Below are 15,464 nucleotides of genomic sequence, written 5' to 3'. Positions count from 1 at the left end.
AATGATGAGGAAAGTACTGATACCAAACAGAGGAGAAATTGCGGCCAGAATAATACGGGCAGCACATCAGTTGGGTTTGAAAACGGTTGTCACACTCTCTGAACTCGAAAAAGATACACTACCGGCACAGCTAAGTGACGAAGTACACCTATTTGCTGATGGACCATTCGAAGAGAATTACCTGAATATTGAAGGCATTATTGATATTGCCAGGCAGTATAAAGCTGACTGCATCCACCCGGGTTATGGTTTCTTGTCGGAGAATCAACACCTGGCAGAGGCTTGCCAAAAGGCGAATATTACATTCGTAGGGCCATCAGCCGATAATCTTAAACGGATGGGCGATAAACAAGTAGCCCGCAGCATTGCGCAACAGGCCAATGTATCACTTACCAAATCATGGGAAGGTTCTCTGCAAACTATTTTGGCTGAGGCAGATGCCCTACCCTACCCGGTACTTGTTAAAGCTACCATGGGTGGTGGTGGGAAAGGCATGCAAATATGCCATAACAAAGAGGAACTGCTGGAATACCTGCCCATTTTAAGCAAGCAGGCGTTAAGGTATTTTGGCGATGAACGTCTCTATGTTGAGCAATACATTAAAAAGGCGCGTCACATTGAGGTACAGGTATTGGCTGATAAGCATGGTAATTTAATTCACCTGTTCGACAGAGAATGTTCTGTTCAGCGTCGCTTCCAGAAAATAATAGAAGAAGCACCTGCTGCAAATCTTTCTGATGACATAAAACAACGACTATATGATGAGGCGCTGCGACTTTGCCGCTCCATTAACTACACCAATGCCGGTACCATTGAATTTTTAGTGGATGATGAGGGACAGCATTATTTTCTGGAGATGAACACACGCATTCAGGTTGAACACTGCGTAACAGAAGAAATCACAGGTGTAGATTTAGTTCAATGGCAATTTAAGATTGCCAATGGTATAGCGCTTGACTTCAATCAGGATGACCTGGCTATTAATGGTCATGCCATTGAACTACGCTTATGTGCCGAAGATGTGACTAATAATTTCAGACCGAGTCCTGGAGTGATAAAGAATTTATTGCTTCCTGATACCAGTCTGGCACGACTAGAGATAGGTTTTAATAAGCCAGGTGAAATTCATTCGCAGTTTGATCCGATGATTGCCAAACTGTTGGTGCATGCCCAAGACAGGGCATCAGCCATACGAAAAGCATTAAACGCAAATAATGCTTTGATCATCGGAGGCATTACCACCAATGCCGGTTTCCTGAACACAATACTGCAGCACCAGGCTTTTGCAGAGGTGAGTTTACACACCCGCTTCTGCGATGAGCATCTCGCAGAATTATTGAAAACTACAGCTGACGATGATAAACTAATCGGTCTGGCTTATACAGCCTACCGCATCAAACGGCAACAGGGACGTTTTTGGCGACAATTGCTTCAGTTTGCTTTTAGTATTGGTGATAATCGCTACCTGAGCGAAGCAAGTCTGGCTGATAAAAACCTTAACATTCAACTCAATCAGGAAGCTTTTCAACTTGAAAAGTGCACATTAGAAAATCATCTTCTGAAGTTTCAGCTGGAAGGTAAAATTCATCATTTCTATTGCTTTGAGGAATTGGATACTGTACTTATCAATCATCATCAACAATGGCTAAGCATTAAAGCCGATGACTGGCTGCCGGATTACCATCCTGAAAGTAATGGGGAGAGCACTTTAAATGGCGATCATTACCTGGCTCCTATCCCATCGCAGGTGATGAAGGTGCATGTGGATGAAGGGCAAGAGGTGAAAAAAGGCGATTTGCTGCTGGTACTTGAAGCCATGAAAACAGAAAACCATATTAAAGCCTGGAAAGATGGCATCATCGATAAAGTACATATCAGCGCAGGACAGCAGGTAAAGCTCAATCAGAACCTGCTGGCTTACAAAGCTGAATAACACAAAAGAACATAACTGAATTTGAAATATAGCATAACAAAAAATTACATGTCAATACTAAGCACAAAAGAACACGAAGCTTTTAGACAAGAAGTGAGAGCCTTTGCCGAAAAAGAGATTAAACCAATGGCCGCCCAGCTCGACGAGAACGAAACCTTTTCGGTGGAGTTATCCCGTAAAATGGGACAAGCAGGCTTATACGGCATTGATATTCCCAAAGAGCATGGCGGACAAGGCAAAGACACCTTGTCTTATATTATTGCCGTTGAAGAACTGGCACGTGTGGATAGTTCGCAGGCTGCTACTATGGCTGCTCACAACAGCCTGGGACTGGCTCCCGTATATCATTTTGGCACCGAAGAGCAACGTCAGAAATATGTACCTTTATTAACATCCGGAGAAGGACTGTGGGCCTTTGGTTTGACTGAGGTAATGGCAGGATCCGATGCTCAGGGCGTTGAAACAACTTCTGAAGACAAAGGTGATCACTGGCTGATCAACGGCAGTAAACGGTACATTACCAATGGCAGTAATGAACTGATGAAAGGTATTACCGTACTGGCCGTTACAAATGAAGAAGATGGCAAGAAGCGCTTCTCAACAATACTGGTTGACAGGGACTCAGAAGGATTTGAAACCAAACGTATTTTTGGAAAGATGATGTGGCGGGCCTCCGATACCGCCGAACTCAAATTCTCTAATATCAAGGTCAATAAAGATCAGCTTTTAGGTAAAAAAGATAAAGGTCTGGGGCAAATGCTAAAGACGCTTGATTCAGGCCGTTTATCCATTGCTGCCATGGGATTGGGACTGGCACAGGGAGCCTATGAGATGGCCCTGGAATATGCTCAGAAGCGTGAACAATTTGGTCAGACCATTGCCAGCAACCAGGTGATTGCTTTCAAACTGGCTGATATGGCCCTGAAGCTTGAGCTGGCGCGTAATACTTTATACAACGCCTGCGCTTTGAAAGATGCCGGACAGCCTTTTGGCAAGGAAGCGGCTATGGCCAAGCTTTACTGCAGCGACATTGCCAAAGAAATAGCAGATGAGGCCGTTCAGATCTTTTCGGGACAAGGCTTACTAAAATCATCCGCCATAGAGCGCTTCTATCGCGATCAGCGTATTCTGCAAATTGGTGAAGGCACATCTGAAATTTTGCGCATTGTTATCAGCAAGCATTTGGGATTGGTTTAAGTTCACCTTATTTTTACCATAATTAAACAAAACCACAGGTAATGGAAGACAGGAAACGCGACCATATTGATTTAGCTTTTAGCTCGCGACTTGAAGCGAAACATGCCGATAACCGCTTTGATTACGAGCCCTTGTTTGGAATCCATCAAAAAACGGAGCAGGAATTTCATTTCGCCGGTAAAAAAATGCGGTTACCATTATGGGTCTCCAGCATGACGGGTGGCACCAAACGAGCCGGTACCATCAACAAGAACCTGGCTCAGGCCTGCGCCGAATTTGGTTTGGGAATGGGTTTGGGCTCATGTCGCATTCTATTGGACTCACCTGAACACTTTGAAGATTTTGATGTTCGCCCCATCATGGGTAATGATGCTCCGCTGTTTGCTAATATTGGCATCTGCCAGTTAGAAAGCATGCTGCAAGATGGCAGCTCAGATAAATTAGCTGAACTGGTTGAAAAATTAGATGCTGATGGCTTGATTGTACACATCAATCCATTACAGGAAGCTTTTCAGCCCGAAGGCGATCAATTAAAGCGACCGGCTTTGGAGTTGCTTCAGGAATACCTGGAGAACACCACCATGAAGATCATCATCAAAGAGGTTGGTCAGGGATTTGGCTATGCCAGCCTGAAACAACTGTTACAATTGCCGATAGAAGCCATCGAGTTTGCGGCCATGGGCGGTACCAATTTCTCACTGGTGGAGCTCAACCGTTCCGATGCCGTTGCTGCCGAGGTGTTTAATCCTTTTATACATGTCGGCCATACAGCTGAAGAAATGACACACATGGTGAATAAATTGGTGGATGAACTACCGCTTGAAGCCATACAGGCGAAACAGCTCATCATATCAGGTGGCATTTCAAGTGTGCTGGATGGTTATTACCTTACATCTATCTCGAAGCTACCCGCATTTTATGGCATGGGTTCTGCTTTTCTTCGTCATGCCATGGGCGATTACAGTAAGCTACGTGTATTTGTCGAGAAGATTGACCAAAGCTGGAGCCTGGCAACTAATTTCCTCAAAGTCAAACAAGCATAATATGCAATCACTGATAAAAGGCTTCTCTAAATTGAGTCGTGAAGAAAAAATTCAGGTGCTGGTTGAGCAACAGCAGCTGGCACCTGAAATTGCCGCATCCTTTGACGTATTTCTTCACCCTGAACAGCAACATTTATTTAATGATATTTCGGAGAATATCATCTCAAATTTCTATTTACCATTTAGCCTGGCGCCAAACTTCCTGATAAATGAAACGCTGTATATAGTACCCATGGTGATTGAAGAAAGCTCAGTTGTGGCTGCTGCTTCAAAGGCTGCAGGTTTTTGGGCTAAAAATGGTGGTTTTCAAACCAGAGTCATCAGCACCATAAAGAATGGTCAACTCTTCTTCAACTGGCAAGGCAATGTCAATGCTCTTAATGAACGTAAGCAAGAGATAGAAGATTTAATACATTCTGTTACAGCCACCATCACTTCTAAAATGCGACAGCGAGGTGGCGGCATAAAGGGAATTGAGTTTAAGGCGGTACCCAATATGATGGATACCTGTCAGGCACTGATTAAATTTCAGACAGCTGATTCGATGGGCGCCAATTTTATTAATACTTGCCTCGAAACCATCGGTCCCGAGCTAATGGCCTACATCAACCAACATCCCCAGCTTCTGCAGGAACAGGAGGCATCGGTTATTATGGCGATATTGAGTAACTATACGCCTGAGTGTTTGGTTGAATGTAAAGTTAGCTGCTCAATTGAACAACTGCGACCTTACGCAGGCAGCTACACACCGAAAGAATTTGCAAAACGGTTTAAAACGGCAGTGGACATAGCTGTTAATGATCCGTACCGGGCCGTAACTCACAACAAAGGTATTTTTAATGGCATTGATGCTGTGGTATTGGCCACTGGTAATGATTTCAGAGCCATTGAAGCCGGCGCACAGGCCTACGCATCGCGCAACGGCCGCTATGCATCACTCACCAACGCTGAATTGACGAACGAACACTTTGAATACACATTAACAGTGCCATTGGCATTGGGTACGGTTGGCGGATTAACGAACAATCACCCCATGGCCAAAGCAGCTATGCACATATTACAGCAACCATCGGCCGAACAGTTAATGCAGGTGGCAGCAGCAGCAGGCATGGCCAATAACTTTGCTGCAGTAGCATCGCTCGTAACTACCGGCATACAAAAAGGCCACATGAAACTGCATCTGAGCAACATACTTAATGCCTTTGGTGCTAATGAAGCGGAAAAAGCTGCAGCTACCAAACATTTTAAGGATAGCGTGGTTAGTTACACGATGGTGGAAAACTTTTTAAACACTTTGAGACCTTAGATGCTGCAGGATAACTCACAATCATACTATGCACATGGAAAACTGCTGATAAGCGGCGAATACCTGGTATTAGCAGGCGCAAAAGCATTGGCTTTACCTATAAAGTACGGACAAAGGCTGACGGTTAAAGAAAATGAAATGCATTTTCTGACATGGAAGGCAAGCACAGTCAATGGCAGCTGGTTTGAGGCCAGCTACAACCAATCATTAGAAGTGTTAGAATGTGACAACTTATTACTGGCCCAAAGATTGGCTGACATACTTCGTAAATGCCAGGACTACAGGGAAGATATAACACAATTATTACAGAACATGTATGTATCAACTCACCTGGAGTTTAATGCAAGTTGGGGATGGGGAAGCAGTTCAACATTGATATCACTACTGGCGCAGTGGCTGGGGGTTAATCCCTACCTTTTGCTGCAAGACACTTTTGGTGGCTCGGGTTACGACATTGCCTGTGCAACAGCAACATCGCCTATCTTCTATGAGCTGAAGAATGGCATTCCTAAAAACGAATCTGTAAAGTTTCAGCCTGAATTTCATGAACAAATATATTTCATCTATTCGGGCCGAAAACAAAGCAGCCAACAAGCAATTGCCAGCTTTAACAAAAAGGAAATACACCCTGAAAGTATCCTGCACATCAGCTCTCTTACTGATAGGATGCTTGCATGTAACGACTTATATGAGTTTGGCCAATTGATGGAAGAGCATGAAGCCCATATCAGCAATATTGTTCAATTATCGCCAATCAAAAGTGAACATTTTAAGGATTTCCGTGGTTTTATTAAAGCACTGGGTGCATGGGGAGGCGATTTTATCATGGTAGCTTCCACAGAACCTGAAAAATATGTTAAAAACTATTTTTCTGAAAAAGGCCTGAACACCATCTTTAAACTAAACGAATTAAAAATAGGGTAACATGTCTATATCAACTCAAAGCTATCAGTCAGCCACCAGTGCCCCATCAAATATAGCCATTGTCAAATACTGGGGAAAAAAAGGTATACAGGAACCGGTTAACCCAAGCATCAGCTTTACGCTGTCAAAAGCATTAACCAAAACAGCGGTCTCCTATCAGCCAGGTGATGCTCCATTAAATATAGAGTTCCTGTTTGAAGGACTAACTAAACCTGACTTTTTACCCAAATTACAAACCTTAAGCGACAGACTGAAAGCGTTTCTGCCCTTTCTAAATAGCGGACGTTTGAAGATTGAAAGCTCCAACACCTTTCCCCATTCAAGTGGTATCGCCTCCTCGGCCAGCTCAATGGCGTCCATAGCCAAAGCTTTATTGGCTATTCAGAAGCAGTTAGATACCTCACAACTACCCGATGATTATCGCCAGATGCTATCCGAAATGGCTCGTCTCGGCTCTGGGAGTGCTTGCCGTTCAACTATCTCAGGCTGGGTATTATGGGGTGAAACATTAGCCCTGCCAGAGGCATCCAACAAGTATGGCCTTAGCATTAACCAGCAGGTACATGATTCATTCAATGATTTACAAGACACGATACTGGTCATACGTAAAGGCAGCAAAGCGGTAAGCAGCTCATTGGGGCACGAGCTAATGACTCATCACCCCTACCGTCAGGGACGTATTGAGCAAGCCAATAAAAATACCATTGCCCTGCTGAAAGCACTAAAAGATGGTGATTTTAAAGCTTTTGCTCAGATTTGTGAAGAAGAAGCCCTTAGCCTACACGGCTTAATGATGAGCTCTTCACCTGGCTATACGCTGATGGCTCCGGAATCGCTGCGGGCAATTAAGCGCATTGTTAAATTCAGGGAACATCAGCATATACCAGTGACCTACACCCTAGATGCGGGCCCCAACATCCACCTCATCTATCCTAAATCGCAGAGTAAAGTGATGTTGCCATTTATTGAGGAGCACCTTAGGCCGCTTTGTGACAACCAGGAAGTAATCTATGACGAAATTTCGATTGACTAACAGAAGCATGCAGGAACAAACTAAAAAAGATATCTATTATTCAAAGGTGATGCTTTTCGGGGAGTACAGTATTATCCTGGGCTCAATGGGACTCACGATACCCTACTCCCATTTTAATGGTGAACTCAAATTCATCAACAGCGATAGCTATACAAATCTTACGTTTGCTAAAAATTCAAACAAGCAGCTGCAAGAACTGTTTGATTACATTGCTTCGCTTAAAGAACAAAAGGTGCTGCTGGCCGATTTGAATACCGAAGGTTTGGCTAATGACCTGAAAAAAGGCTTGTACTTCGAATCATCGATCCCTGAAGGATACGGATTGGGTAGCAGTGGTGCTTTAGTGGCTGCGCTTTATAATTCGTATGCCAATAACCGGATTGATGCGCATATAAATATCAGTGATAAAGAGTTGTTTGAACTTAAAAAAATATTTGCTCAGATAGAATCATTTTACCACGGTACCAGTTCGGGCATCGACCCGCTTATCTGCTATCTTAAACACCCAATTGTACTGGAAAATGCACATCATATTTCATCTGTAGGTATTCCTCGACAGGATATACTCAACGAAGATGCCATCTTCTTGCTTGATGCCGAAACTACCGGTAAAACGGCTCCATTGGTGAAGCAGTTTATGGATAAGGTGAGCGACCCAGGCTTTAAAAAGCTGATTGACACCCAACTGATTCCTACCACCAATCGCTGTATCAGTTCAATGTTAAGTGGGCAGTTGAATGATATGTTTCACTCGTTAAAAGAACTTTCGAATTTTCAGCTTAACTATTTTAAGGAGATGATACCTGAGCCAATTCAGGCATTTTGGGAAGAAGGATTTAGTACAGAACTCTATACCCTTAAGCTTTGTGGCTCTGGCGGCGGAGGTTTTTTCCTGGGTTTTACACGTAATTACTCGGCTGCTAAAGCGTATTTTGCCACTAAAGGTAAAGAGATTATCCCAGTTTATCAGGAAGTTTAACAGCCTGATACCAAAAACTGATAGTATAGAACCTCAACAAGCAAACGGAAACGTATATCTTCAAATTATATTAAACAACAGCTTTCTAATGACTACAGCACACAGAGCCTGACCAGAACCACAATACTTTGCACCTGAACATGACCTCTGTGATACATAAAAAAAACTGCGATACACATCCTTGTCAGGTATTTCTTCCACCATAACAACCACAAATGTAAACAACATTCATCCAGCTACTTTGTAAATAGTATAAAAACGAAAGGGCGCTGAAAATATGATATTTTTGACGGCCTTCCCGTATTTTCCATGGCCTGCTATAAAAACGCAACGGCCTTCCCATATTTTCTAGGGCCTGCTAAATAAAATGCAGGGCCTTTCGGTATTTTTAATGTCCTGCCAACAAATACCGTGTCTACCATGTCAAATTTTATCGCAATAGTTTACTATTCCTTCAATTATACTATAGTTTTCCAATCCTTTTTAAGCACAGCATAAACCAGGTCATCCACCCATTGCCCGTTAATCAGCAAGCTCTGCACAAAATGCGCTTCTTTGCGAAAGCCCAGGCGTTCAACCAGCTTTATAGAACTACTATTAGCCGGGTCAATAGAAGTAATGATTCGGTGTTTGCTAAGGTGATTGAACAGATAGTCTACCACCACCTCAAGTGCTTCAGTGGCGAATCCTCTGCCTTGAAACGTTTTATCGATGGTGCAGCCAATCTCAACCTGTTGGTTATCGCTATCGAAAAAGTGTAAGCCTACATCACCGATTATTTGCTGAGTAGCTGGCTCTATCAGCACCAGCTGGAACCAGGTATCGGGCACATTCACTTGCTTCGCCACCTTGGCAATAAATGCTTCTGCATCTGCAATGGTTTCGGGTATCCACCCCTGGTATTGATTGGCTTCCTTGTCTGAACGATACTTAAATAACGCAGTTGCATCATCGGCGTCAATGGGTCGGATAATGAGTCGTTTAGTCTGGAGTTTCATAGTAAAATCTGTTTTTCTGGCCCCAATAATATCAGCTATTTTGTAAATAATACCATTACATTAGTCAGTATCACAATCACGCACACATCGCACAAAGTTATAAACATAGCGTACATCACCCTGCGGGCCGAAAAATTGCGGGTAGCTATTTCGATTGCCGCTTTTAGGATCGCTTCGCTGACAGCCTGCCCCGTGTACATCCATCAGCACACCCCGCATCATCCCCCGGCCTTCGCCAAACGCAATGTAAACAGCACTGGCGTATGGGTTTCGACCATCCTGATGCGTGGTACTTGTCCAAAAGAATGGATAGTGTCCTTTGTTACCTTTCGAATCGGCAATTGTTCTGGTTTCAAAAATGGGATCGATAGCGGCAGAACGGCTTGTTTGAGGCGAACGGGTATAATCCACAATACTTTGTAATTCCTTGGCGTTAGGCAGCCGCCAATCATTGTGTTTACCTAACTCCAGATTCTCGGCACAGGCCAATGCTTCCTGCCAGTTCCGGGCGATGCCGTCATCGGCCTTTTGCCACATCAAACCGGTGGCCTTATCACTCACCGTACCATCGCCATTATCAATAAATTGGTTCTTGCCATAATACTTGTTTCCACGCACCAGCCGAAAATACATTTTATTAGGTCGCTTACTGCGTGGATTGTATTTGGGATAACCCTTTATTCGTCCGTCAACAAAGTTAACACCAAACACGGTTTCATCTCCCCCCATGGTGCGGCCTACGTATTCAGTCGACGACCAGCTTTGCGCGTCAATCTCCCGCTCACCATTGCTAACATCTCCCAGTGGCTGTTCAAAATAGTTGGTATCAATAAATAAACGTATCGCCCTGGCTCCTTTGACCTGGCCAGTAAACTGAATAAGTGAATACAGCTCTTTAATGGTCGGTACACGCCAATCGGTATAAGCTCCTAAGTTGGATGATTGTGCTTTCTCAAAGGCTTCTTCAAAAGTTATTTTTGCGCCCATATCCTTTTCCCACATCAAGCCCGTTACATTATCGGTGATGGTTCCGTCGCCATTGTCAGTGTATGAAGGCTGATGACCATCGTAACAGGCATCCTGCCCATAAAAAGCATCGCCTGCCGATAGCTCTGCTATGATGGCAACATCGCTGTAGAATGTTTTCACATTGGTATCAACAATCGGGTAGTTTCGTTGTGTCACCTCTCCCGCTTGTTGGCTTTTTGCTTTAAAGAAAGGAACAATTGCAAAGAAACAAATCAATAACCGGATTTTCATACTGCTCATTTTGTGTGATTCCTTGTCTGTATAATTCGGCAATAAGGAAGAAAAACACTTCCCTAAAACCTGAAGAAACTAATCATCTTTTGGCGCAGCATGCCCAGCATGCGGATGCTTAAGGTGCCAAGACGCTTAAGGGTTGATTGTGAATTATTATCACGTTTTATAATACGCTGCTTTACAAAAGCCAACTTTGCGGCCAATCCCTTTGTATTTTTTAGTCGTTCAAGCGCTATCTCGTAGCTGTAATCAGTTCCACCCTCGCCTTGGTGATTCAAAAAGTAAATCACTCGCTTTTTAACCGAGCGAATTGTTTTACCCTCAATTCCATGCTCAATAAAGTCAAAGTGATGAGCAAAGAGCTCTTCAGTGGCATAAAGCAAACCCAACACCGGTTCAGCGCAATTAAGTTCATGTAGTTGCTGCATAAAATCGCCCTCGCACTGCCCGAACTCATCAGATTGGCTATAGACAATAAAATCGTAGAGCCACCCAATGCGCAATCCACCACGTTTTACGGTATAATACAGGTGCAGACATAGATATATTAGATTCAGATGTGGATGAATACCCAAAGTATGCTTGTGTCTGATAGCCTGTTGCCAGATAAGATCAACCGGTAAGTTATAATTAGCGTCATCCGGAAATAATCCCCGATGAAGTTCTATATATACACCTTTGTATGTAAGTCCAGGCAGATGATGATCAGTAGTTGAAGAATACGGCTGATATCCGGGTTCTGCACTGACAGCTCCTTTTTCAAGTAATTGAAGATAGAGTTCATCGGCTTCCTGAGGCTTCATCAATACATCAATATCACTCATGGCCCTCAGGGTAGAATCAGCGTAGATGTATTGCGATAGATAAATGCCTTTGAGCGGTATATAGCTAAATTGAAGTTGCCCCATCTTCACATTCAACTCTTTCCAAACCTGCTCTATATTGGCATTACGCATCAGGTTAGTAAAATACGCTTTTTTCAGCTCAGCTTTTACATCCTGCGGGCAATCCAGCTTCTGTTCACTGATGGTTTGGAACACCAAGGCTCCTACTCCATTTTGCACTGCGATATGCACTGCATTATCACCATCACAGCTCATTGGCCACTTTGGTTGCTTATTAGCCAAAACCTCAATCAGCCATTGCTTCTCAGTCGCTTGTATTATGCTCTCATCGCCCATAAAGTGCTATTTTATATCATCTACCTTTAAATATACAGCTTGTGCTTTCATGGCGATTCGCCTGGTACGGAATATAAATAAGCCTAAAGCCATTAAACCTGACAGCAAGCCAATTGCAGTTCCCAATTGTACTTCCATAGCCAATCCGCCATTTTTCAAAGGAGCCACCATCAAATAGGTGATACAAACCACGGTCATGAATGTAGCAGGTAATGACAAATACCAGTGCGCCTTATTGACTTTAGCGAGATACATGGCCCCTGTCCACAATACCACCACAGCCAGTATTTGGTTCGATAGTCCCAGGTATTTCCAGATAGTTGTAAACTCCAGCTGCGACAATATAAAACCCACAGCAAATAACGGCAGACTAATGATTAAGCGCTTTTTTATGGTCGACTGATCGTATATAAATACATCTGCAATGGTAAGCCTTGCACTTCTAAAAGCTGTGTCGCCGGTTGTTATCGGACAGGCTATAACACCAATAATGGCGAAAACAGCCCCAACAGACCCTAACCACGCTACGCTAATTTCGTTCACCACCCAGGCCGGATTATGTCCATCCATTTGCATAGTTATATTCAAGCCTTCGGCGCCGCCAAAGAAGGTCATTGCAGCGGTTGCCCAGATGATAGCAACAATCCCTTCGGCCACCATCGCGCCATAGAACACATAACGGCCATAGCTTTCCTTTTGAATGGTACGGGCCATCATGGGAGCCTGCGTACTATGAAAACCACTCAGAGCTCCACAGGATATGACAATGAACATCATAGGAAACAGGATATTTTCGGTGGGATGATGGTGCCAGTTGGCAAAGCTGGCAGCCGATAATTCGGGCATCTGTACTGTGCCCGACAGTCCACCCCAAAGCATCGCTCCGGCAATGGCCAGTGCCATAATTATTAAAGCAGCGCCAAAGAGTGGATATATTTTACCAATGATTTTATTGATGGGCAATAAAGTGGCAATCAGGTAGTAGGCAAATATCACGTATAACCAGATGCGCAGACCGCCGCCGGTGAGGTTGGCCAACAGGCCGGCTGGCCCAGAAACAAAAGCTACCCCAACAAAGATTAGCAACAACAAAGTGAACACCCGCAGAAAATTCTGAAATCCCGGTCCGAGATATTTACCCACAATCTCGGGAATACTTGCCCCTCCGTGGCGTATAGACAGCATACCAGAGAAATAATCGTGTGTAGCCCCCATAAAAATACAGCCCAACACAATCCATACATAGGCCATTGGCCCATACATAGCTCCCAAAATAGCTCCGAATATAGGACCCAGTCCGGCAATATTCAAAAACTGAATTGTAAATACTTTCCAGGTAGGCATGGGCGCAAAATCAACACCATCGGCTTGTTTAATTGCTGGTGTTGGTCTGCTGTCGTCCGCCCCAAAGAAGCGCTCCATAAATCTGCCGTAAAATATAAAGCCAAGTACTAAAGCCACTATGGCTCCAACAAATGTCCACATAGTATAATCTTAAGGAGTTTCACATTAACAAAACTAATGGTTTATAAAAAGCAGACAATCATGTGTGTAAAAATAATGCGTTAGTTGAGTGTTTTTCTATTATGCAGGATGTAACAGCACACAAAAGAATTCCCGCCCTTTCCTTGCAATCGCCAGTGCATTTCGTATTTTCGGAATTAAATTGATAAACCAGTAATATGCGAATCCTTTTCTTATGCATTGCCCTATTGACGGGCCAATTGACCATCGCCTCTGATTTAAGCAACTATCTGTTGCCAGCGCCTAAAGCACTTCAAATACCTGAGGGACAACTGCAAGCCACCAAACTGACGATTCACCTGCCCGGCACTGCTATTCAATGGAGCAAACCATTACTCCATTTACTAAGCAACTTTGAACAAACCGGTATTCAATCAAAACTTTTACTTACCCCAACGCTAATTGGCCAATCTGCTCTCTCAATTAAAATTGACCAACAACTAAAGCCACAAGCTTACACGCTCACCATTGGCGAATATGACATACAACTAACTGGCGGCAGCGAAACCGGGGTGTATTACGGACTGCTAACTCTACAGCAAGTAGGCCGCTATGCTGTTGACCATGGCTACTGGCCAATGGTATCCATTGTTGACGAACCAGATTTTGAACGACGTGGTGTGATGCTGGATATCAGCCGTGATAAAGTGCCTACCATGAAAACACTGTATGGCATTGTGGATAAGCTGGCGTCATGGAAAATTAATGAGCTGCAATTGTATACCGAACATACCTTTGCTTACAAGAATCACCAGACCGTATGGCAAGATGCCAGTCCAATGACAGCCGAACAAATACAGGTCTTAGATGCCTATTGCCGGCGTCATTATATCGATTTGGTGCCCAACCAGAATTCCTTTGGCCATATGAAGCGTTGGCTGATACACGAAGAATATGAGCACCTGGCCGAACTGCCACAACCCGGCAAAACCATCTGGGGCATGATGTCGCGCACCAGCCTTAGCCCCGTTGAGCCCGGCTCACTGGAGCTGATGCAAGAGCTGTATGCCGAGCTGTTGCCCAACTTTACCAGCCAGTATTTTAATATTGGCTGTGACGAAACTGTTGAACTGGGCGTTGGCAAATCAAAAGCGCTGTGCCAGCAAAAAGGCAAAGGCCGTGTGTACCTCGATTTTGTTCTCGAACTTAAAAAGGAAGTGGATAAATACAACCGCACCACACAGTTTTGGGGCGATATCATTCTGCACCATCCCGAGTTAATACCTGAGCTACCCAAAGACATGGTGGCCCTTATCTGGGGCTATGAGGCCGATTACCCCTTCGATAAGAATTGTCCAAAGTTTCAGCAGGCAGGCCTACCCTATTATGTATGTCCGGGGACGTCTACCTGGAACAGTATTATTGGGCGTAACCAAAATGCGTTTGCCAACCTAAAAAATGCCGCCGTAAATGGCAAGCAATACGGTGCCAAGGGCTTTCTGAACACTAATTGGGGCGATCAGGGCCACTGGCAACCGCTCAGCATTTGCTATCCTGCCCTATTATATGGAGCAGCACTTAGCTGGAGCGTTGAAAGCAATACCGAAATTGACATTGCACAACACGTTTCGCTGCAGATACTGAATGACACAAGCGGACAGAGTGGAACAGCACTGGTCAATCTGGGCGATGCCTACCTTAAGATGCATGCCCCGACTGACAACAGTAATATATTTCATCAATTACTGAAACGTAACAGCAAATCCATTAAAACCGATCGATGGCTTAAGAGGATTAATAAAACCAATACTGAAGCAACCATTGCTTTTATTGAGCAACAACTCGCCGCATTTCAAGCTGCTCCTATCCAATGTGCAGATGCAGATATTGTCCGACAAGAGGTGACACAAGCCTGCGCATTAGCACTACATGCCTGTCATCTGGCACTGGCCAAGCTCACCACCACAGATGGACATTTTTCCAGTTTGGATGCAGCCAGAAAAGCCGAACTAAAGCAAGAACTGGAAGCTCTTATTGCTCAGCACCAAACCATCTGGCGAATGAGAAACCGTGAAGGAGGCCTGACTGATTCGGCCAATAAGATGAAGGCCGTATTGAAGACATATAGGTAGTTTATGAAGTC

General features: G+C 44.1%; 12 protein-coding genes. 8 read left to right on the top strand and 4 right to left on the bottom strand.

What is annotated here, in order from left to right:
• Nucleotide 1 precedes the first annotated feature (1 nt).
• From KEM09_RS10435 to KEM09_RS10405, 7 genes are read left to right on the top strand one after another with little or no spacing between them, the layout of a single operon-like run.
• Nucleotides 2–1,933 carry an acetyl/propionyl/methylcrotonyl-CoA carboxylase subunit alpha gene (locus KEM09_RS10435; protein ID WP_212228124.1) on the top strand — a complete coding sequence of 644 codons (1,932 nt, stop codon included), beginning with the start codon at nucleotides 2–4 and terminating at the stop codon, nucleotides 1,931–1,933.
• A 48-nt stretch (nucleotides 1,934–1,981) separates the two neighbouring features.
• The gene (locus KEM09_RS10430; RefSeq protein WP_212228123.1) at nucleotides 1,982–3,130 is read left to right on the top strand and encodes an acyl-CoA dehydrogenase family protein; all 1,149 of its coding nucleotides are present in this window, start codon (nucleotides 1,982–1,984) and stop codon (nucleotides 3,128–3,130) included.
• Nucleotides 3,131–3,171: 41 nt separating this feature from the next.
• Nucleotides 3,172–4,173 carry a beta/alpha barrel domain-containing protein gene (locus tag KEM09_RS10425; RefSeq protein ID WP_212228122.1) on the top strand — a complete coding sequence of 334 codons (1,002 nt, stop codon included), beginning with the start codon at nucleotides 3,172–3,174 and terminating at the stop codon, nucleotides 4,171–4,173.
• A 1-nt stretch (nucleotide 4,174) separates the two neighbouring features.
• Nucleotides 4,175–5,479 (top strand): hydroxymethylglutaryl-CoA reductase, encoded by a 1,305-nt coding sequence (locus KEM09_RS10420; protein ID WP_212228121.1) that lies wholly within the window; start codon nucleotides 4,175–4,177, stop codon nucleotides 5,477–5,479.
• Nucleotides 5,480–6,403, top strand: a complete 924-nt coding sequence (locus tag KEM09_RS10415) for a GYDIA family GHMP kinase (RefSeq protein ID WP_212228120.1) — start codon at nucleotides 5,480–5,482, stop codon at nucleotides 6,401–6,403. It abuts the gene before it with no gap.
• Nucleotide 6,404: 1 nt separating this feature from the next.
• A complete protein-coding gene (gene mvaD / locus KEM09_RS10410) occupies nucleotides 6,405–7,436 on the top strand; it encodes a diphosphomevalonate decarboxylase (RefSeq protein ID WP_212228119.1) in 1,032 nt (343 codons plus the stop codon).
• A complete protein-coding gene (locus KEM09_RS10405; RefSeq protein WP_244824955.1) occupies nucleotides 7,414–8,415 on the top strand; it encodes a mevalonate kinase family protein in 1,002 nt (333 codons plus the stop codon). The genes mvaD and KEM09_RS10405 overlap by 23 nt, the downstream gene beginning before the upstream one ends.
• A 458-nt stretch (nucleotides 8,416–8,873) precedes the next feature.
• Here the strand turns inward: KEM09_RS10405 and KEM09_RS10400 are convergent, their stop codons facing one another.
• The 4 genes from KEM09_RS10400 to KEM09_RS10385 all read right to left on the bottom strand — a co-directional run bounded on the left by KEM09_RS10400 (nucleotide 8,874) and on the right by KEM09_RS10385 (nucleotide 13,342).
• Nucleotides 8,874–9,413, bottom strand: a complete 540-nt coding sequence (locus KEM09_RS10400) for a GNAT family N-acetyltransferase (RefSeq protein ID WP_212228118.1) — start codon at nucleotides 9,411–9,413, stop codon at nucleotides 8,874–8,876.
• 60 nt (nucleotides 9,414–9,473) lie between these two features.
• Entirely contained in the window at nucleotides 9,474–10,673 is a 1,200-nt protein-coding gene (locus tag KEM09_RS10395; RefSeq protein ID WP_212228117.1) for an Lcl C-terminal domain-containing protein, read from the bottom strand.
• A gap of 62 nt (nucleotides 10,674–10,735) precedes the next feature.
• Nucleotides 10,736–11,857: a nucleotidyltransferase family protein gene (locus KEM09_RS10390; protein WP_212228116.1), complete on the bottom strand. Its 1,122-nt coding sequence runs from the start codon at nucleotides 11,855–11,857 to the stop codon at nucleotides 10,736–10,738.
• A gap of 6 nt (nucleotides 11,858–11,863) precedes the next feature.
• Complete coding sequence (locus KEM09_RS10385) at nucleotides 11,864–13,342, bottom strand: carbon starvation CstA family protein (RefSeq protein ID WP_212228114.1); 1,479 nt, start codon at nucleotides 13,340–13,342, stop codon at nucleotides 11,864–11,866.
• A gap of 197 nt (nucleotides 13,343–13,539) precedes the next feature.
• On the opposite strand from KEM09_RS10385, the gene KEM09_RS10380 reads away from it, so the two are divergent.
• Entirely contained in the window at nucleotides 13,540–15,453 is a 1,914-nt protein-coding gene (locus KEM09_RS10380; protein WP_212228113.1) for a beta-N-acetylhexosaminidase, read from the top strand.
• Nucleotides 15,454–15,464: the final 11 nt, after the last annotated feature.

This window comes from Carboxylicivirga mesophila (assembly GCF_018271975.1).
GTDB lineage: Bacteria > Bacteroidota > Bacteroidia > Bacteroidales > Marinilabiliaceae > Carboxylicivirga > Carboxylicivirga mesophila.
The sequence above is the reverse complement of the archived record's forward strand: the minus strand, read 5'-3'. Positions and strand labels throughout refer to the sequence as shown.

Bases quoted from the DNA above. Each gene is read 5' to 3' on its own strand.
- KEM09_RS10435 (WP_212228124.1), top strand. From the start codon at position 2: ATGATGAGGAAAGTACTGATACCAAACAGAGGAGAAATTGCGGCCAGA.
- KEM09_RS10430 (WP_212228123.1), top strand. From the start codon at position 1,982: ATGTCAATACTAAGCACAAAAGAACACGAAGCTTTTAGACAAGAAGTG.
- KEM09_RS10425 (WP_212228122.1), top strand. From the start codon at position 3,172: ATGGAAGACAGGAAACGCGACCATATTGATTTAGCTTTTAGCTCGCGA.
- KEM09_RS10420 (WP_212228121.1), top strand. From the start codon at position 4,175: ATGCAATCACTGATAAAAGGCTTCTCTAAATTGAGTCGTGAAGAAAAA.
- KEM09_RS10415 (WP_212228120.1), top strand. From the start codon at position 5,480: ATGCTGCAGGATAACTCACAATCATACTATGCACATGGAAAACTGCTG.
- mvaD (WP_212228119.1), top strand. From the start codon at position 6,405: ATGTCTATATCAACTCAAAGCTATCAGTCAGCCACCAGTGCCCCATCA.
- KEM09_RS10405 (WP_244824955.1), top strand. From the start codon at position 7,414: ATGACGAAATTTCGATTGACTAACAGAAGCATGCAGGAACAAACTAAA.
- KEM09_RS10400 (WP_212228118.1), bottom strand. From the start codon at position 9,413: ATGAAACTCCAGACTAAACGACTCATTATCCGACCCATTGACGCCGAT.
- KEM09_RS10395 (WP_212228117.1), bottom strand. From the start codon at position 10,673: ATGAAAATCCGGTTATTGATTTGTTTCTTTGCAATTGTTCCTTTCTTT.
- KEM09_RS10390 (WP_212228116.1), bottom strand. From the start codon at position 11,857: ATGGGCGATGAGAGCATAATACAAGCGACTGAGAAGCAATGGCTGATT.
- KEM09_RS10385 (WP_212228114.1), bottom strand. From the start codon at position 13,342: ATGTGGACATTTGTTGGAGCCATAGTGGCTTTAGTACTTGGCTTTATA.
- KEM09_RS10380 (WP_212228113.1), top strand. From the start codon at position 13,540: ATGCGAATCCTTTTCTTATGCATTGCCCTATTGACGGGCCAATTGACC.